At 43.3% G+C, this 19,604-nt stretch carries 14 protein-coding genes and 2 pseudogenes; 6 read left to right on the forward strand and 10 right to left on the reverse strand.

The genetic code is table 11. The annotated features are described in order from the left end of the window. Nucleotides 1-361: 361 nt before the first annotated feature. Nucleotides 362-1,579: an ROK family protein gene (locus tag AB4589_RS15785; protein ID WP_017102815.1), complete on the forward strand. Its 1,218-nt coding sequence runs from the start codon at nucleotides 362-364 to the stop codon at nucleotides 1,577-1,579. Nucleotides 1,580-1,746: 167 nt separating this feature from the next. Further along, nucleotides 1,747-2,688 (forward strand): chemotaxis protein CheV, encoded by a 942-nt coding sequence (locus AB4589_RS15790; protein ID WP_009848992.1) that lies wholly within the window; start codon nucleotides 1,747-1,749, stop codon nucleotides 2,686-2,688. Between the two features lie 114 nt (nucleotides 2,689-2,802). On the opposite strand, the gene AB4589_RS15795 is transcribed toward AB4589_RS15790, so the two are convergent. From AB4589_RS15795 to AB4589_RS15810, 4 genes are all read right to left on the reverse strand, one after another. Continuing rightward, nucleotides 2,803-5,895, reverse strand: a complete 3,093-nt coding sequence (locus AB4589_RS15795) for an error-prone DNA polymerase (protein ID WP_372101068.1) — start codon at nucleotides 5,893-5,895, stop codon at nucleotides 2,803-2,805. Nucleotides 5,896-5,989: 94 nt separating this feature from the next. After that, complete coding sequence (locus tag AB4589_RS15800; RefSeq protein WP_135443417.1) at nucleotides 5,990-7,459, reverse strand: DNA polymerase Y family protein; 1,470 nt, start codon at nucleotides 7,457-7,459, stop codon at nucleotides 5,990-5,992. Between the two features lie 3 nt (nucleotides 7,460-7,462). Next, nucleotides 7,463-8,170: a translesion DNA synthesis-associated protein ImuA gene (imuA, locus tag AB4589_RS15805; RefSeq protein WP_372101070.1), complete on the reverse strand. Its 708-nt coding sequence runs from the start codon at nucleotides 8,168-8,170 to the stop codon at nucleotides 7,463-7,465. Nucleotides 8,171-8,491: 321 nt separating this feature from the next. Beyond that, entirely contained in the window at nucleotides 8,492-9,232 is a 741-nt protein-coding gene (locus tag AB4589_RS15810) for a YciK family oxidoreductase (RefSeq protein WP_050621848.1), read from the reverse strand. 137 nt (nucleotides 9,233-9,369) lie between these two features. On the opposite strand from AB4589_RS15810, the gene sohB reads away from it, so the two are divergent. Further along, nucleotides 9,370-10,437, forward strand: a complete 1,068-nt coding sequence (gene sohB / locus AB4589_RS15815; RefSeq protein WP_372101072.1) for a protease SohB — start codon at nucleotides 9,370-9,372, stop codon at nucleotides 10,435-10,437. 212 nt (nucleotides 10,438-10,649) lie between these two features. On the opposite strand, the gene AB4589_RS15820 is transcribed toward sohB, so the two are convergent. From AB4589_RS15820 to AB4589_RS15830, 3 genes are all read right to left on the reverse strand, one after another. Continuing rightward, nucleotides 10,650-12,230: a SpoVR family protein gene (locus AB4589_RS15820; protein ID WP_372101074.1), complete on the reverse strand. Its 1,581-nt coding sequence runs from the start codon at nucleotides 12,228-12,230 to the stop codon at nucleotides 10,650-10,652. A gap of 11 nt (nucleotides 12,231-12,241) precedes the next feature. Next, nucleotides 12,242-13,513, reverse strand: coding sequence for a YeaH/YhbH family protein (locus AB4589_RS15825; protein ID WP_372101076.1), 1,272 nt, complete (start codon nucleotides 13,511-13,513; stop codon nucleotides 12,242-12,244). Between the two features lie 143 nt (nucleotides 13,514-13,656). Further along, entirely contained in the window at nucleotides 13,657-15,591 is a 1,935-nt protein-coding gene (locus AB4589_RS15830; RefSeq protein ID WP_371710290.1) for a PrkA family serine protein kinase, read from the reverse strand. 354 nt (nucleotides 15,592-15,945) lie between these two features. Here AB4589_RS15830 and AB4589_RS15835 point away from each other — a divergent pair, with 354 nt between their 5' ends. After that, nucleotides 15,946-16,701, forward strand: a complete 756-nt coding sequence (locus AB4589_RS15835; RefSeq protein WP_372101078.1) for a MipA/OmpV family protein — start codon at nucleotides 15,946-15,948, stop codon at nucleotides 16,699-16,701. 72 nt (nucleotides 16,702-16,773) lie between these two features. Here the strand turns inward: AB4589_RS15835 and AB4589_RS15840 are convergent. Further along, nucleotides 16,774-17,005, reverse strand: a pseudogene (locus tag AB4589_RS15840) (transposase); the annotation flags it as partial. 254 nt (nucleotides 17,006-17,259) lie between these two features. Between AB4589_RS15840 and AB4589_RS15845 the strand changes: the two are divergent. Beyond that, nucleotides 17,260-17,760: a CPBP family intramembrane glutamic endopeptidase gene (locus AB4589_RS15845; RefSeq protein ID WP_017102807.1), complete on the forward strand. Its 501-nt coding sequence runs from the start codon at nucleotides 17,260-17,262 to the stop codon at nucleotides 17,758-17,760. A gap of 82 nt (nucleotides 17,761-17,842) precedes the next feature. Next, nucleotides 17,843-17,953: pseudogene (locus AB4589_RS15850) on the forward strand (MipA/OmpV family protein); the annotation flags it as partial. 109 nt (nucleotides 17,954-18,062) lie between these two features. Here AB4589_RS15850 and AB4589_RS15855 read toward each other — a convergent pair. Together AB4589_RS15855 and pflA are read right to left on the reverse strand one after the other, a co-directional pair. Continuing rightward, a complete protein-coding gene (locus AB4589_RS15855; RefSeq protein WP_009846313.1) occupies nucleotides 18,063-18,563 on the reverse strand; it encodes a YfbU family protein in 501 nt (166 codons plus the stop codon). A 221-nt stretch (nucleotides 18,564-18,784) separates the two neighbouring features. After that, nucleotides 18,785-19,525, reverse strand: coding sequence for a pyruvate formate lyase 1-activating protein (gene pflA, locus AB4589_RS15860; protein WP_009846312.1), 741 nt, complete (start codon nucleotides 19,523-19,525; stop codon nucleotides 18,785-18,787). Nucleotides 19,526-19,604: the final 79 nt, after the last annotated feature.

Raw genomic sequence — 19,604 nt, forward strand, 5'->3', positions numbered from 1 at the left:
GAATGACTAGGCTACTTCTCCCTCGCCGCGATTAAAACGCTTTTATCTCGAACAAAGTTTAACCACGAAAGGTCAACGCGCCTTAATTAAGTATATGCATTAATTGATTATTTATTGGGATCTAGAAGGATATTTCTTTATTTGTATCCAATTATTGTATTCAGGACTCAATAACGATGTTTCATTAAGAAAATTAAGTCTCAATTTATCGATGCAGGTACTAATTTTTCTCGAACTATTTGACTAGATACACAAAGATTCATGTATATACGTGATACGGGTCACGGCGATATACCAAGTGACTTCACAATTACTTCGCAAAGTAAAAAAATTACCGCGTTGATGATTTCTGGAGCGTAAAATGTACATGGCTCAACCGGGCCATATTGATCATATCAAACAGGTCAATGCTGGTCGTGTATATAAACTAATTGACCTTAAAGGTCCCATTTCTCGTATCGATCTGTCCAAGCAAAGTGAGTTGGCCCCGGCGAGTATTACTAAAATTACCCGTGAACTCATTGAAGCTCACCTTATTCACGAAACGACGGTTCAAGAAGCCACGACTCGTGGGCGTCCTGCTGTCGGTCTGCAAACCAATAACGAAGGTTGGCAGTTTCTGTCGATGCGTCTTGGTCGTGGGTATCTCACTATCGCGCTTCATGAATTGGGCGGCGATGTACTTATCGATACTAAGATTGATATTCATGAACGTGACCAAGACGATGTACTTGCGCGTCTTCTGCATGAAATTGATGAGTTTTTTCAAACTTATGCCGAGCAACTCGATAGGGTAACAAGTATTGCGGTTACGCTACCTGGGCTTGTGAATTCTGAGCAGGGAATTGTGTTGCAGATGCCACACTATAACGTTAAAAACTTAGCGTTGGGTCCTGAGATCTACAAAGAAACAGGTCTACCGGTCTTTATTGCCAATGATACCCGAGCGTGGGCATTAGCAGAGAAGCTGTTTGGTCACTCTCAAGATAACGATAATTCCGTTCTTATCTCGATTCACCACGGTGTAGGCGCTGGGATCATTCTCGACGGTCGAGTATTGCAAGGTCGCCACGGTAACATCGGTGAGCTGGGTCATATTCAGATCGATAAACAAGGCAAGCTTTGTCATTGTGGTAATCATGGCTGTTTAGAAACGGTTGCGAGTTCACAGGCTCTCCGTGAGCAAGTCAAAGAAAGACTGGCTAATGGCGAGGCATCATCACTAACGGCGTTTGAAGATGTCACAATTGAACAGATCTGCGCTGCTGCTGCTGATGGTGATCCACTGGCTGTTGAAGTGATTGAACAGTTAGGTCGTTATTTAGGTGCCGCGATAGCGATTGTGATCAACCTTTTCAATCCTGAGAAAATCTTGATAGGTGGTGTTATCAATCAGGCTAAAAGCGTGTTGTATCCTGCGATTCAAAAGTGTATCGAAGAGCAGAGTTTATCGGTTTACCATCAAGATTTAGAACTGGTGGAATCTCGATTCTATAAACAAGCCACCATGCCAGGTGCTGCGCTTGTTAAACAAGCTTTATATGATGGCCAATTGTTAATGAAAGTGATTGAAGGCTAACCCTTTTTTTATCGTTTTTAGCCTTCCTTTAACCCTTTCCATGCACTTAAACTATGTATAACAGCATTTGTTGTACTTAGTTTAAGCATCTGTGTATTTGCGCTTTGCTTTAACCTATCGAATTAGGCTATTGTAGCCACAGTTATTATTTGTCACTAAGGTGTTGTATGTCTGGCGTTTTAAATTCTGTTGATCAGAGAACTAAACTCGTCGGTGAAAACCGTCTGGAACTCTTGTTATTTAGCTTAAATAGTCGCCAACTATTTGCGATTAACGTATTTAAAGTGAAAGAAGTCTTAAAAGTGCCTGTACTCACTCGCTTGCCAGGCTCTCACCATCATATTACGGGTGTTGCTTCTTTACGTGGTGAATCTGTACCTGTGATTGACTTACGGAGTGCGATTGGTTTCCCACCATCACGTGATGAGACTCAAGAAAACAACTTGATCATTACCGAATACAACCGAACCGTACAAGGCTTCTTGGTTGGACAAGTTCGCAATATCGTGAATACGACATGGACAGAAATCCAACCGCCACCAAAGACTACGGGTCGAGCAAACTATTTAACTGCTATCACGCATATCCAAGAAGAAGAGCAGCACAAAATCGTTGAGATCATCGATGTTGAAAAGGTGTTAGCGGAGATCATCGACTACGATGTGTCGATTTCTGACGGTGTTCTAGATCAGCAGTTAGCGAATGAAATGGTTGGCCGTAATGTGCTTATCGTGGATGACTCTTCAACAGCACGCAACCAGATCAAAGGCACCTTGTCGCAACTTGGTTTGAACATTATCGAATGTTGTGACGGCTTAGAAGCACTGACTTTACTTAAGAAGTGGTGTGATGAAGGCAAAGACATCAATCAAGAAATACTGTTGATGATCACCGATGCCGAAATGCCAGAAATGGATGGCTACAAACTGACTCATGAAGTTCGAACTGATCCTCGAATGCATGACTTGTTTATTACGCTAAATACTTCATTAAGTGGTAGTTTCAATGAAGCCATGGTTGAGAAAGTAGGGTGTAATCGCTTTATTTCTAAATTCCAACCAGACCTCTTAGTTGAAGTGACTCAAGAGCGAATGCGTCAGATTTTGTAATTAATGCAGCTGTACGGAAGCGGACGTTGAGGTATAACTCAACAACTTGAATTTAAGGGAAGCGGATGCTTCCCTTTTTCGTTTCTAGCGTTTCTTGGAGGGCAACTTGATTCGTTAATGAAAATCTCGGGATTTGGTGTTCAAACCAACAATTTCATCAGTTATATCGATAAGTTTCCCCGCAATCACATGCACGACTTCGCCTTCCTTCTCTAAGACTCCTTGTACCTTTAAAGCCTTCGCTGTCAGGTAAGCTTGCTGCTGCGCGCGTGCAGTGGCTCCCCATACCACGACATTAATATTGCCCGTGTTATCTTCTAATGTAACAAAGGTAACACCTGCCGCGGTTCCGGGAGCTTGTTTTCCTGTGACTAATCCAACAACCGTGACCATAGATTTGTGTCTTTGCTGTATTAAATCCTTCATGTGTGTGAATCGACCTAATCGTCCCGCTTCTTCTAGCAAAGTGATTGGGTGTTTGTCCAATGAAATTCCGACACTGGTGAAGTCTTCGAGTAGATCTTGCATCTCATTGGGTCTGTGCAGTGCATGTTCGTCATGTCCATCCCCAACATCGTCATAGACTTGGCTAAACAGAGGTAAATCAGAAGCTGAGTCCATGATTGCCCAGCGAGTCTGGAAGCGGTCTCCCGATACGTTATGTAGCGCATTGGCCGATGCCAGTAGCTCGATATCTTTCTTATTTATCGATAACTGTTTCACCTGGCTAGGGTGGCGATAACCGGATTGTGGACGATTGGCGAGCACGCTTTGAATCCCATGCTCACTGAATCCTTTGATTTGTCGCAGCCCTAAGCGAATCGCTAAACCATTCTGATGTTCAATGACTATGTGGTTGTCTTGTGAGGCGTTCACACATACCGGAAGAACTACCACATTGTGTCGTTGTGCGTCTTGTACCAACTGTGAGGGGCTATAAAAGCCCATGGGTTGGCTATTGAGCAAAGAAGCGTAGAAACATTCAGGGTAGTAGCATTTCAACCAAGCGGAGCAATACGCTAACACCGCAAACGAAGCCGAGTGACTTTCAGGAAAACCGTATTCGCCAAAACCGCAGATCTGTTTAAAGATCTGCTCAGCAAATTCTGTCTCATAGCCACGCTTTTGCATTCCCTCGATGAGTTTGTTTTTAAACTTAAAGACGTTGCCATTTTTCTTCCAAGCGGCCATCGCGCGTCTGAGCTGATCCGCCTCTCCACCTGTGAATCCTGCAGCCACCATCGCGAGTTTAATCACTTGTTCTTGGAATATCGGTACACCCAAGGTGCGCGACAGTACCGACTCCACGTCTTTAGATGGATAACTGATTGGCTCAATACCATCTCGACGCTTTAAGAATGGGTGAACCATATCGCCTTGAATAGGCCCAGGACGTACGATAGCGATTTGAATCACCAAGTCGTAATAAGTCTTCGGCTTAAGCCTTGGCAGCATGCTCATTTGCGCACGTGACTCAATTTGGAATATCCCGACCGTATCTGCTCGCTGAATCATGCCGTAAACCTGAGGATCGTCCTTAAGGCGAGTGATCTCAGCAATGGTCAGTGATCGCCCGTGAATGCGTTTGATCAGGTCGAAACATTTACGAATCGCAGAGAGCATACCTAACGCGAGTACATCAACTTTCAGCAAGCCTAAGGTTTCTAGATCATCCTTATCCCATTGAATAATGGTTCGATCGTGCATTGCCGCATTCTCGACAGGAACCAGCTCATACAAAGGACCAGAAGAGATCACAAAGCCACCAACGTGCTGAGACAAGTGACGTGGAAAGCCAATGATCTCATTAACCAAATGGATAAACTGCTGTCCCTTCAAAGAATCAGGCTGTAGCCCCAATTGAGTGAGCTGAGCCTGCCAACCTAAGCTTTTGTCCCTGCGATTGGTGTTCTTTATAAAGTAATCAAGCTGAGTTTCTTGTAGCCCTAAAGCTTTACCGACATCTCTTACTGCACTTTTGAAGCGGTATGAAATGACAGTTGCGGCAAGTGCTGCGCGTTCTCTACCGTATTTTTTGTAGATGTATTGGATGACTTCTTCACGGCGCTCGTGCTCAAAATCGACATCAATATCGGGCGGCTCATCGCGCTCTTTACTGATGAAGCGTTCAAATAGCACTGAGATTTGTCTTGGGTCGACAGAGGTGATCTCTAGGCAGTAACAGACCACGGAATTGGCCGCTGAACCTCGACCTTGGTAAAGAATCCCTTGGCTTTTGGCAAACATGACGATGTCGTGGATCGTGAGAAAAAAGAAAGGGTAGTCAAGCTCGTCAATTAGCCCCAATTCTTTCTCTATGATTTGTTGAATGTCGTTAGGCACGCCTTGCGGGAAGCGAGTTCGTTTCCCCTTTTCGACTAACATGCGTAGATAGCTCATGGGTGTCTCACCTTGAGGAATCAGTTCACTGGGGTATTCGTATCGCAAGCTATCTAAATCAAATTCACACAGCTCAGCGATACGATTGCTCTCTTCTAGCCACTCAGTTTTGAATATATGAGAGAGCTTATTGATACTCCGTAAACAGCGCTCGGCATTAGCGAGTAAGTGATTGCCCACTTCGGTAATGGGCTGTTGGTACTTTATTGCAGTGAGTGAGTGCTGTAAGGGTAAGCGGTTCGCGTTGTGCATCAGCACGCCACCACAAGCTGTAATCGGCAGTTGGTGATGTTGTGACAGCTCAACGCAGTAATCTGTGTATTGCTGGTCGGTTTGCTTTAGGTGTCGTTGTAAGCCGATCCAAAGCCGACCTGAATGGTGCTGGGAGAGCCATTGCCCCCAGTGCGCGTCTTCATTTTTCTGTTGAGGAAACCAAAGAATGAAGCAGTGTTTAGCCGACATGATATCCCACTCAGAGAGCTGATAATGTCCTTTGCTACTACGACGTCTCGCATTGGTAATAATACGACACAGCTCGGCGTAGGCTTGTCTATTCGGACATAACAAGACAACTTGGCACTCTTCATTTAACCAAAACATGCTCCCGACAACTTGCTTGAGCGACAGTTTATGTTGCTTTATCGCAGAGTGAACCTTAACGATGCCCGCGACTGAGCACTCATCAGTAACCGCGAGTGCTTTGTAACGTAAGAAGTCGGCCTGTAAAACAAGCTCTTCCGGATGCGAAGCTCCCTCTAGAAAGGAGTAATTACTTTGACAGAAAAGCTCTGAGTATTGCTGAGACATAACGTAATCTCACTTAACCATTGCGAGTGAACATGATTGAAAAGGGCGTTTAAATTGAGTAAATGGTGCGGGTTGGCGATTCAACTTTTGTTGGTTAGCTAAATAAGCCGTGTAAGAACCACTGTTTATCTGGTGTTCTAAATACCCATAACCATCGACCGTTTTCACTGTGAGCAATAAAGTAGTCACGAATGATTTTCTCTCCGTCCCACCAGCCAGACACAATACGCTCAGGGCCTTGAGATAAGGTGACGCTTTCGGTTAAGGCTTCGGGCTCTGGCAGTAAAATACTGGGCCGGAGTCGTTGTTGATGGACGTTGAGATCTATGGTTTGTTGCTCGCTCTCTGGGGGCGTTTGCTTTTTTGCCACAGACTTACTCAGTGTTGGGAGCGAATACTGATTGGCCTTTTCTGGCCTTGGATCGTGCAGTATTTTGGGAGTCTGAATACAAGCTTGCCCGAGCTTTGCTTGAAGCAGCGAGAGCAAATCTAGCGCAGCAAGCGTTCCTGTATTGCCATCGAAAAGATCATGGTAGGCGACTTGCGGTTCTCCATGACGAATCAAAGAGAGAGTCAGCCCCTGTACGGGTGCTGTTATCTTCAGTGACTCTAAGGTTAGATGCGTTAGGTTTGCCCATTTGACTGCAAGGTAATCGCCCTGCGCGGAATAAAAAGAGACATGATGGTCGTCTTTATCCCTTAGGTGCAAAGTCAGCGTTAACTCGAAAGCCACTCGGTCGCGTAACCTCAAAAAACACTCGAGCTGATTCAACAATTTCAGCAAAGGCTTTTCGATGAACAGGATGTTTTCAATATCAAACAGCAGCTCCAAATATTGTTGGAAACTCTCTGGTGGGTGATAGAAATCAATCGGGTGCTTGAACTGCCCATTAAGACGACCAACATAGTTCACCAAGTCGATATCAAAGCGGCGCGCGACATCTTGCAAAGGCAGTTTCAATAAGTCTTCAACGACATTGATACCAACACGATTCAGGCGCTCAACTTGTTTAGCAGGAAGTTCGCTTGAACTCAGTGCTTGTTGGTTAACCCAAGCTTTCATCTGCTCAACATTGTTCGTCGCTTGGTTGATGGATTGTTTGCCTAAAAGGATTGCAGAAAGCGGCGAATAACCTGTAGCAAAGCTGAACTGGATATTGAGCGTTTCTAAATGGCTTTTGAGTTCATGCCAGTAGTTATCTAGCCCATCATAAAGCGACAGCATGTTAGAGGCCTTAATCAATAATCCATTGGGTGGCAGTAACGCCATGTCGGATGTGACTAGATACGCCCATTGAGCGATCTCTTTAAGCTTACTTTTTTCTAGCTCAATACTGTAAGGGTGGACGTGTAAGTTGTGACACAAAGCTGCTGCAGACCCTAGCCCCATGCCGAGTGTGATACCCGATTGCAACGCGGCTTGGTTAGCTTGCAGCACACGATGATCTTTCTCATCGACGATGATAAGAGGCTGATTGCATGAATCTTCGTTCGAACCCAATTCATTAGAGTTAAACAAGGTGTCCAATTGTAGGGATGAGAAATGCAGATACAACCACAGCATACGTTAGCCTTGCTTCGCAATAGGGAAAGCCAGCACAGTGTTACCAGACAACGCGTGAATTGAGCTGTTTTCATCGATGACTTTTTCTGTGAGTAACGGCCAGTTCTGGTTCATGTCCAGAATAAAACTGCCATACGACCAGCTGCCTTTTCTTTTCGTGACTTCAACCTTTAACCCTTGGATGTGAGAAGACAGCTTCATGCTTAAAGAAACGGGTAGGGATAACTGATTATGGCTGGTGGTTTTAAAATGAAATTGCAGACACTTGCCCGTTTCGCTTGCCGCTTGCAGGCGCTTGGTTTGGTGAATTTCTAGATCCGCTCCCCATAGCAAAACAGAATGACAGGCACCACTCTTGAGACACTGCTCTGCGGCCCATAACGCATCGAGATCACGTTGAGGCTCGATCACCAAGATGTTATCGAGCTCAATCCCTTGGCTGCTAAAAAACTCGGCACAGATCTTCCCTGGCGGGTTAATGAATATGGCCAGCTTCTGTGAGTTTTGCTGAGCTAAATAGGGGGTAAGCAGGCGCAGTTCACCAATCCCTTGTTGTGATTCAACTTCAATAACGCCGTGTGTCGGGAAGCCGCCATCAAGCTGTTTATCCAATTGAGGATAGCCTGTCGAAGTGGTGCTGCCTTGCGTTGTTGATTGTAACCCTTTCCAGATTAGCTGGCGGTCTTGTAAGTTTTTTATTAGTTCATGCATAATTAAATACCTGTATATTTATACAGTATATTTAACAATGAAAAAGATGCAAAGCAAAATGACGAAAATTAGGGGAATAATACCAATCACAGTAAGTAAGTAAGTGATCATAAATAGCGCAGGAAAAATGCTTGAGAACAAGGCAGAAATTTTCGATAAGTAGTTATTCTACAATCAAAATTTCTAACGACGTTATCGAGTGTTTTAACAAGCTAGGATGGCCAGTTATTTACTACGATTGGTATCAGTGTTAGTTGATTGATTTAGATACAAAAAAAGCCGCTATGGAAGCGACTTTTTACTATTGGTTAATGATATCAGTTACTTAGGTTGAGCATCGATACATTGACCATTAATGTCTGTCACACTTGGGTTCATTAAGTGTAGGTACAGTGGGATGATGTCGAGTGGCGTTTTTAGCTTATTCGCATCTTCTCCTGGGTACGCTTTTGCACGCATGCGTGTTTGAGTGCCGCCCGGATTGATTGCGTTAACACGGATGTTCGTGTCTTCAAGCTCGTCAGCTAGGATTTGCATCATACCTTCGGTAGCAAACTTAGAAATCGCGTAAGTGCCCCAGAATGCACGGCCTGAGTGACCAACCGTTGAAGAGGTAAATACGATACGACCCGCTTCTGCTTTTTTAAGTGCAGGCAGTAATGCTTGAGTCATCAAGAACTCAGATTTCACATTGATTTGCATAACATCATCAAAGGTTTCTTCATCAATCTGCTCAAATGGACTCAGAGTGCCGAGAACACCAGCATTATGAAGTAGACCGTCTAAACGGCCGAACTGTGATTCAATGGTTTCAGCCATGTCAACGTAGTTCTGCTTTGTCGCACCTTTTAAATCCAATGGGATAATCGCAGGTTGTGGGTAACCAGCGCTTTCGATTTCATCGTAAATGAATTCAAGGTTTTTAACATTGCGGCCTAACAGAATGACAGTTGCACCATGTTGAGCGAAGCTTAGTGCTGCTTGGCGACCAATGCCAGCACCGGCACCTGTAACCAAAATTACTTTATCTTTGAGGGCATCTGTAGAGATTGGGTAATCCACTGTGCTTATCCTTCTTTCTTTTATTATGTTCGTCATTCCATTGATGTTTAATCACACAGATAACCGCAGGAATGATGAGAAATTCTTGGTAATCGTGACAAGATGGTTACAATACACTAATTCATACAATAGGGGATATGACATTGGAATTTTTGTTGGACTACGGCTTGTTTTTAGCCAAGATTGCGACCGTTGTAATCGCCATCATTGCAATTTTAGTGATAGCTAAATCTGTGGGTGGAAAATCAAGCGCAATTAAAGGTGAGCTGGAAATCACGAACTTATCTGAGCATCACAAACAAACGATTGAACAACTAGAGCACCATTTGCATGATGATGCTTTCATCAAAGCACGTGATAAAGCAGAAAAGAAAGCGGAAAAAGAAAAAGTAAAATCACGTGGCAAAGAAGTGAAGAAAGCAGCGAAAGAGGGTGAGCTTGATAGCAAGCGTGAACCACACCTATTCGTTCTTGATTTTAATGGCAGCATTGATGCGAAAGAAGTGACTTCATTACGTGAAGAGGTAACGGCGGTTCTGGCTGTTGCTCGTGAAGGTGATGAAGTATTGCTTAAGCTTGAGTCTGGCGGTGGTATGGTTCACGGCTATGGTCTGGCGTCTTCTCAACTTGACCGTATAAAAGCGGCAGGTCTGCCTCTGACTATCTCGGTAGATAAAGTCGCAGCAAGTGGCGGTTACATGATGGCATGTATCGCAGACAAAATCGTATCTGCACCGTTTGCTATTGTTGGTTCTATTGGTGTTATCGCTCAACTGCCAAACTTCAACAAACTGCTTAAAAAGCACGACATTGAATTCGAACAGCTAACGGCAGGTGAGTACAAACGCACGCTTACTATGTTTGGTGAGAACAGTGATAAAGCACGCGAGAAGTTTAAAGAAGAGCTAGAGGAAACTCATGGTTTGTTTAAAGATTTCATCCGTGACCACAGACCTGCGCTAGATCTTGAAAAAGTAGCAACGGGTGAGCACTGGTTTGGTACACAAGCGCATGAACTTGGGCTGGTGGATGAGATTAGCACTTCTGATGATTTAGTCGTAGCGGCATGTAAGGACAAAACAGTTCTAGCGATTCACTACGTACAGAAGAAAAAGCTGTCAGACAAACTAGCGGGCGTGGCAGGTAAATCTGCAGACAGCGCGCTGATGAAGCTGATTGAACGCGGCCAAAAGCCGATTGTTTAAGCTTATTTAGTTTTAGCTCTAGTATCTAGTATCTAGTATCTAGTATCTAGGTTTAGTGCCTTGCGTCTATTGAAGACGTTTGAGCCTTAAAAAGAAAGCGCATAAGTCATAAGACTTATGCGCTTTTTTATTGCTCCACTTCCGAGCGGGTGACCACTATGTTGTAGGGGGAGCGGAGTTTTATACCAAGCACTGACTTACTGTGATTGATATTAAATCTTGGCTCCATAGTCATTGCGTTTTGGACAAGTGGTCAGAATCTCTCGATGACCTGTGTCTTTGAGCTCTTCCAGAATCACATCAAAGCCCCATAAGCGATAGAGATGTTTCATCACTTCGTCGTAGCCTTTATCAAGCGGGATACGGCCGTGAGGCACATACTGCAGTGTCATCGAGCGGTCACCGCGAACATCGACATTAAACACCTGAATATTCGGCTCAAGGTTGCTTAGATTGTACTGCGCCGCAAGCTTTTCACGAATCAAGCGATAGCCCGGATCGTCGTGAATAGCGCTTATCTCAATGGTGTTTTTGCGGTCGTCGTCGAGCACAGAGAACAACTTAAAGTCTCGAATGATTTTTGGTGAAAGGTATTGGCTGATAAAGCTTTCATCTTTGAAATTGTGCATGGCAAAGTGCACCGCCTCTAACCAATCACTTCCGGCTAACTCAGGGAACCATTCTTTGTCTTCATCGGTGGGTTCTTCACAGATACGTCGAATGTCTCTAAACATCGCAAAGCCAAGCGCATAAGGGTTTATTCCGCTGAAATAAGGGCTGTTGTAGGCGGGTTGAGCAACCACACTGGTGTGACTGTGTAGAAACTCTAAGATGAACTTATCACTCACCAAGCCTTCGTCGTAAAGGTGGTTAAGAATGGTGTAATGCCAGAAGGTTGCCCAGCCCTCATTCATTACTTGAGTTTGTTTCTGAGGATAGAAGTATTGGCTTACCTTGCGAACAATACGAACACACTCACGTTGCCAAGGTTCAAGCAGTGGGGCGTTCTTCTCAATAAAGTAGAGAATATTTTCTTGAGGCTCACTAGGGAAACGTATTTTGGTTTCTTCTTCCTTGCTTTTGTTTTGGGGAACGGTTCTCCACAGCTCATTCACTTGAGATTGCAGGTAAGCTTCACGTTCTTCTTGTCTTGCGGTTTCTTCCGCAATGGAAATCTTTTCTGGGCGTTTGTATCTGTCTACGCCGTAGTTCATGAGAGCATGACAAGAATCGAGAAGTTTCTCGACTTCAGCTACACCGTATTTTTCTTCGCAATCGGTAATGTATTTTTTCGCGAATAATAGATAGTCGATAATCGAGCTTGCATCAGTCCAAGTTTGGAACAGGTAATTACCCTTAAAGAACGAGTTATGGCCGTAACAGGCATGCGCCATTACCAATGCTTGCATGGTGACAGTGTTCTCTTCCATTAAGTAAGCGATACATGGATCTGAATTGATCACGATTTCGTACGCTAAGCCCATTTGGCCGTGTTTGTAGTTTTGCTCTGTCTGGATGAACTTCTTACCAAAAGACCAGTGGTTGTAATTGATGGGCATACCAATACTGGAGTAAGCATCCATCATCTGCTCAGAGGTAATCACTTCAATCTGGTTCTGGTAAGTATCTAAACGGTAATGCTGCGCCACACGCTTGATTTCTACGTGATATTGTTCCAAGAGGTTGAATGTCCAATCTGGACCATCAGGCAGCATCTTGTCGTTTCTCTTCTGTGTCGCTTTATCTCTATCTGCAATGTTTGATTTCTCTGCAACGTTTGATTTCGCTGTCATGGCAAGCCCCCTTACGCTGTCTCTTTCTGGAACAATTCTCTAAACACAGGAAAAATATCATCCACCGTTTTAATATTTTTCATGGCGAAGTTGTCAAAGTTACTCTCGAGTTTTTCGTATTCGTGCCAAAGTGTTTGATGAGAGCGGCGTGTTATTTCGATGTAAGAGTAATATTGGCAAGTTGGCAGAAGTGTATTGACTAATAGCTCTTTACAACGAGGAGAGTCATCAGCCCAGTTATCGCCATCAGAGGCTTGTGCTGCATAGATGTTCCACTCATTTGCAGGATAGCGGTCTGCGACAATTTCCTTCATCAGTTTCAGTGCACTGGAAACGATGGTGCCACCGGTTTCTTGTGAATAGAAAAACTCGTGTTCGTCGACTTCTTTAGCCTGAGTATGGTGACGAATAAACACAACATCGACGTTTTCGTAGGTGCGATTTAGGAACAGATACAGAAGGACATAAAAGCGCTTCGCAATGTCTTTCGTGGCTTGATCCATTGAGCCAGATACATCCATCAGGCAGAACATAACGGCTTGGCTAGATGGAATAGGGCGCTTCTCGTAGTTTTTAAAACGCAGGTCGAAGGTGTCAATAAATGGCACGCTTTCAATTTTTTTACGTAACTCGGCAATCTCTTCTTTTAAACGACTTTCTTCAAAGGGTTGTGCTGGTTCCGTCATTTTAACTTGGTCAAGCTGCTCCATCAGTAGGTTAAGCTCGCGCTTTTTACCTGCTGTCATCGCGGTTCTACGAGCCAGAGATTGCTGCAGTGAACGCACGATTGCGATGTTGGAAGGAATCCCCGCGCTTTGATAACCAGAGCGATGTGTCTTCCATTCGGTGATTTTGTTGACCTGATTCTTCTCTAGATTAGGAAGAGCTAAATCTTCAAAGAGAATATCAAGATATTCATCTTTTGAAATTTGGAATGTAAATTCATCTTGGCCTTCGCCATCAGGGCTTGCGTCACCCTGGCCTGCGCCACCACCTTGACCGCCACCTTTAGGACGTTCAATTTTATCGCCCGTGATGAACTGGTCATTACCTGGGTGAACGCGTTCTCTTACGCCGCCTTGACCTTGGTGAAAGCTTGGCTCTTTGATGTCTTTATGGGGAATAGTGACGTCTTCACCGGTTTCAGTATTGGTGATTGAGCGTCGGTTGACTGCATCGGCCACAGATTCTTTGATTTGCTCTTTATGGCGTCGTAAGAAACGCTGTCTATTCACAGCACTCTTATTCTTGCCATTGAGCCTCCGATCGATAAATTGTGCCATAAGAACTCCCTCTCAGCTGATGTTGCGATCCTACTTTTTATTCGGGTATAAGAGTTATTAGTTTACTAAAGCTATTCGTTCGTTAGGGTATAAAGTTATTGGTTTGTACGAGCTGCCCAATTGAGCAGCTCAATACAGTTTGGTTATGAGGATTTACGAACTCTTAGGTACCACTCAGATAGCAGTCTCACTTGTTTCTCGGTGTAGCCTTTTTCCATCATACGAGCAACGAAGTCGTCGTGTTTTTTCTGATCATCCGTTGAGGTCTTAGCATTGAACGAAATAACAGGAAGTAGCTCTTCTGTGTTAGAGAACATTTTCTTCTCAATTACAGTGCGCAGTTTCTCGTAGCTCGTCCAAACTGGGTTTTGACCGTTATTGTTGGCTTTGGCACGAAGCACGAAGTTCACAATCTCATTTCGGAAGTCTTTAGGGTTACTGATCCCTGCTGTTTTCTCGATTTTCTCTAGTTCACCATTCAGAGAAGCACGGTCAAATAGCTGTCCTGTTTCTGGATCGCGGTACTCTTGGTCTTGAATCCAGAAGTCCGCGTAGGTGACATAGCGGTCGAAGATATTCTGTCCGTACTCAGAGTAAGACTCTAGGTAAGCGGTTTGAATTTCTTTACCAATGAATTCTACGTAACGCGGTACTAGGTATCCTTTCAAGAACTCAAGATACTTCTCAGCGGTCTCTTGAGGGAACTGCTCACGTTCAATTTGCTGTTCAATCACGTAGAACAAGTGAACCGGGTTTGCCGCCACTTCGGCTTGGTCGAAGTTAAATACACGAGACAGGATCTTAAAGGCGAAACGCGTTGATAGCCCAGACATGCCTTCGTCAACGCCGGCATAATCTCGGTACTCTTGGTAGCTCTTCGCTTTTGGATCGGTGTCTTTTAGAGTTTCACCATCGTAAACACGCATTTTTGAGAACAGAGAAGAGTTTTCAGGCTCTTTCAGTCTCGATAGGATGCTGAATTGCGATAGCAGATCGAGTGTGCTTGGTGAACAAGGGGCTTTGGATAGCTCACTGTGCTCAAGCAGTTTTTGGTAGATCTTAACTTCTTCAGAGACGCGCAGACAGTAAGGGACTTTTACAATGTACACACGGTCGAGGAAGGCTTCGTTGTTTTTGTTGTTACGGAAGGTCTGCCACTCGGATTCGTTTGAGTGAGCTAGAATCATACCGTCAAATGGCAGTGCAGAAAGTCCTTCAGTACCGTTGAAGTTACCTTCTTGTGTTGCCGTTAGGAGTGGGTGCAAGACTTTGATTGGCGCCTTGAACATCTCTACGAATTCCATCACACCTTGGTTTGCTTTACACAGTGCACCAGAGTAACTGTAGGCATCAGGGTCATCTTGAGAAAAGTGCTCAAGTTTACGAATATCGACTTTACCTACAAGTGAAGAGATATCTTGGTTGTTTTCATCACCAGGTTCTGTCTTCGCGATCGCAACTTGGTCGAGAATAGAAGGGCGCAGTTTGATGACTTTGAATTTGGATATGTCACCACCGAAGTCATGGAGGCGTTTTGCTGCCCAAGGTGACATGATAGAGCGTATGTAACGTTTCTCTATTCCGTACTCTTGTTTCAAAAGCTCGCCATCTTCGTTTACGTCAAATAGACAGAAGGGGTGATCATTCACTGGGCTTCGCTCACCATCGGCAGACAGCACATAGATTGGTAGCTTTTGCATCAGTGCTTTGAGTTTTTCAGCAAGGGAAGATTTACCACCGCCCACAGGGCCAAGTAGATAAAGGATTTGCTTACGTTCTTCTAAACCTTGCGCTGCATGTTTTAGATAAGAAACAATCTGTTCAATCGCGTCTTCCATGCCGTAGAAATCTTTAAATTCACTGTAGCGTGAGATGACACGGTTCGAGAAAATACGACTTAGTTGAGGATCTTGAGCAGTGTCAATGACCTCCGGTTCGCCAATGGCGAGTAATAAGCGCTCGGCAGCATTCGCGTAAGCACTTTTATCGTCTTTACACAGCCCTAAGAACTCTTGCAATGTCAGCTCTTCTTCCTTGGCTGCTTCATAACGTGATTGATAGTGGTCAAAAATACTCATAGTCACATTCCCCTTGTTAACCAGTCAAAACTGACGAGCGATTGAAAAATAGGCTCTCCCTACATTTTAAGGTTAGACCCGCTTCGACAATTTTGCTTAACAATTATGTATTTATTTACAATTTTGCGTGTGAAAAACGTAGCGAGCGCAATAGGCAACTTGAGGCGTGTGGAATCGAATTATTTTACATTCGAGCGGATCTAACCGTTTGTTTTGTGATTTTAGGTCGCTTAACAATACTCACACTGGATTTATGTGTATTAGATGTATAACTGAGCTCTATTGATTCTTTGGAATGAAGCACCATATAATGCGCAGCGTTATCCAAAGTTGCTCAATAAATAGGTAAATATAGTGAAGAATAATGGGTTAAAAATAGTGGCTATCAGTGTGGCGTTACTGGCTTCGACAGCAACGCATGCAAAAATATCGCAGTGGTCACTGGGCGTTGCCGCCTCTTATTCTCCTGCTGTCTATAAAGAGACGCCGTCAAATCGTACGGTGATTCCCATGATTGGTTATGAAGGTGAGCATTTTTTCATGCGTGGATTCAGTGCGGGTTATCGCTTGCTACCTGCAGGTTCACCACAGAATATTGTGTTTAGAGCGGTTTATGATCCAAGAACATTAAAGCCAAGTGACTCTGATAATGCTGATATCCAGAAGTTAGATGAGCGTAAAGCGTCGGTGTTGGGAGGTGTAAGCTATCAAGTGATTACATTGGTCGGTATGTTTGAAGCGACAGCGGGCTCAGACTTAGGGTTTAGGCACAATGGCATCTATGCAGAAGCGGCATGGCGCCTACCAATTCGTCGTAATGGCTGGGCGATTACACCATCTATTGGTTACTCGTATAACAGTAAGCGTTTGAATAATCACCTGTACGGGGTGAGTTCAGCAGAAGCGTCGAGAACTAATTTGAACGAGTTCGATGCAGACTGGGATGGTCAGTACTTTATTGGTTTAGGTGGTTATCTGCATGTGACGCCAAATGTTCGAGTAACCGGCGGTGTGCGATATACCAACCTTGAAGGTGATATTGAGAACAGCCCAATACTTGAAAGCGGTATTAATATGGCAGCGAATGTTGGCGTAGCATACGTCTTCTAGGTGCTGTTGTTTTTCTCGTTATAGACGAAAAGAAAAAAGGGTTACTCATGATGATAAACCCTTTTTATTGGTTCACAGCGGCTTTCCGGAGAAAGCCACTTTTATCTTCAAGAAGAAGTAGACTGTATCTCGATACCCCCAATTTCAGATAATAAGTGCTACATTCACTTGATTAGCTTTATCTTGTTGTTTACCCATATTCCAATGTGCAAGTATTTAACGGGGAACTTGCCGATGCGATAATGCCGTGAAGATAAGGACTCAGTTTTTGAACGAACTCTTTCAATGGCTTAATTCCACTCTCTTATACCTGTTCATATAACACCTCCCAGAGCCCCTTCTTTTCGATGAAACCTATTTGATCTAGATGTCAACAACATTCGAAATCTTATTTTACATATAAGTCGTGTGTATATGCCTTGCGTGTCACGTTTTGTACGGAAATAATATGATTAATTATTATCAATAAAAATTGATAGCTATTTTATTTATGCTGAGGGATATGGGTTAAATAGCTTTAATGAGTATTAAATATGGAGATTTAACTTGGTTTTCAGGATGAATTGTTTAATTTACGATGCGTTAGAATTAAATAGTAAACAGTTTTTTATTCGCGTTTACGGTTTAGCATGGTTATGGGCATTGATCTTTGTTTTTTTAGATTATTTCCTTCTAAATGGCTTTGGTAATATTCTTCTGGATACGAGTGATGATGAAATTTTTTCTGCATTGTTTTTTATATTAATTGATGCACCATTTACTGAAACTCTAATATTTCAATGTTTTATACAAACGATTCTTCGTCATGCACAAGGAAGCCCAACATTCTCAATTTTAGGTTCAGCTACTATATTTTCTTTGTGTCACCTAGGTAATTCTACGATAAACGCAATTATAGTGTTGGCAACTGGACTTGCTCTAGCTTTAACATATGAATATGTACGGATGAGATATGGCAATATTTATGCTTGCCTTTCTGTCTTTATTTCTCATATGTTATGGAATGTAATTTCAGCGGTGGTTATGCCATTACTGTTTATTATCTTTGACTTAAAATAAAACAAGTTCTACATGCCCGAATTCAACTGCGAAGTGCGACACTCTCCAATATCAAGCAGCCAATGCCATTTCTTTAAAGACCATCGCTGGTGGTGTTCGTTATACCAACCTTGAAGGTGATATTGAAAATAGCCCAATACTTGAAAGTGGCATTAACATGGCCGCTAACGTCGGTGTCGCTTATGTATTCTAGGTGCTTTGGCTTATCGCTTTATATATGAATATTAAAAAAGGGTTACTCATGATGAGTAACCCTTTTTTTGAAATTTTATAAGCCTAGTTAAAGCTAATCTTCTAATGCACTAAGCACTAAATATTTGAGATAGCTCTGTCGCACATAGGTGGTACTGACGAGGGCAGTTACGCCACGTTGTTAGCATGCGACGGTACTTTTCTAACATTGGCATTTGACTATTGAAGTGGTGATCTGCTTTGTCAAATTGAGGGTAAAGTCCTTCAGAATCAACAAGGAAACGCACGTAATGTACGATTTGTGCTTCAGAAGCGATATCGAAACCTAGGAATTGTAGACGACGTTGGTCGACTTCCGCACGCTCTTGATCTGCAAGCATTTTATTCGACTCTTGCATCGCATGGTACATCTCCATAATGTCGATAATTTCGCGACATTCTGCTTCAGTTAAACAACCAAATTCTTTGTTAAGCTCACGCATTTGGAGTTCGTAACCACGTTCTACAATCGTTTGTAGACGCTGGTATTTAGCTGAGTTCTCAGGATCCATTTGAGACATTAGGTAGTATTGATTTGATAGAATTAGACGCTGAGCATTGGTCATTTCCATGGGAGGAACCTCACTAAAAAACTAAATGTTATATTATTTTGTTGCAGTAAGAGTAACAGCATTCCTAAGAGTGGAAACATGATCTCAACACGGATTTAATATGATTTTTTGAATTGATAAACAAAAGTTGTAAAGAAAAGTGAAAGGATTGTTTTAACCAAAAAAGAAAACGCCCCAATCGAAATTGAGGCGTTTGAAATCACTATTAACGTAAGTCTAAGTTAGTATTTTACGTTTGAATGGTATTGACTGAGGATAGCAACAATCTCGTCCATTTTTTCTTTGCTTGGCGGATTTGTACCTTCAAGAGGGTAGTCGTGACCCAATGCTTCCCACTTATGAGCACCTAGCTTGTGGTATGGAAGCAGTTCTACTTTTTCGATGTTATCCATGTCCTTAATGAATTCACCCAGAAGATGCGCATCTTCAGGCGTATCTGTGTAGCCAGGAACAATCACATAACGAATCCACGTCTTCTTACCTATTTTGTGTAGGTAGCGTGCAAAATCCAGAGTACGTCGGTTTGATACACCAATGAAATCGTGGTGAATTTCATCTCGCATATGTTTAAGATCCAGCATTACCAGATCAGAGGCTTCTAGTACTTCATCGACCACTTCAGTGTGTTTACGAATATAGCCATTAGTATCAAGACAAGTGTGGATGCCTTCAGCTTGAGCCGCGCGGAAAAAATCACGAACAAACTCAGGTTGTAGCATCGCTTCGCCACCTGAACAGGTGATACCACCGCCAGAGGCTTTCATGAAATGACGGTATGATTTTGCTTCGTTAATGATCTCTTCGACCGTTACTTCCTTTCCGTCATGAAGATCCCATGTATCGCGATTATGGCAGTACATACAACGCATTAAGCAGCCTTGAAGAAACACAATAAAGCGGATACCAGGGCCATCGACAGTACCACAAGATTCGAATGAGTGAATGCGACCAGTTGTAGACATGAGCTATTCTCGTATAGGAATTTATACCGTTTATTTTATTACAAAAACGGTACATAAAATAGGGTCAAATGGTAACTAG

Origin of the sequence: Vibrio sp. 10N.222.49.A3, assembly GCF_041475145.1 — a bacterium.
GTDB lineage: Bacteria > Pseudomonadota > Gammaproteobacteria > Enterobacterales > Vibrionaceae > Vibrio > Vibrio tasmaniensis_A.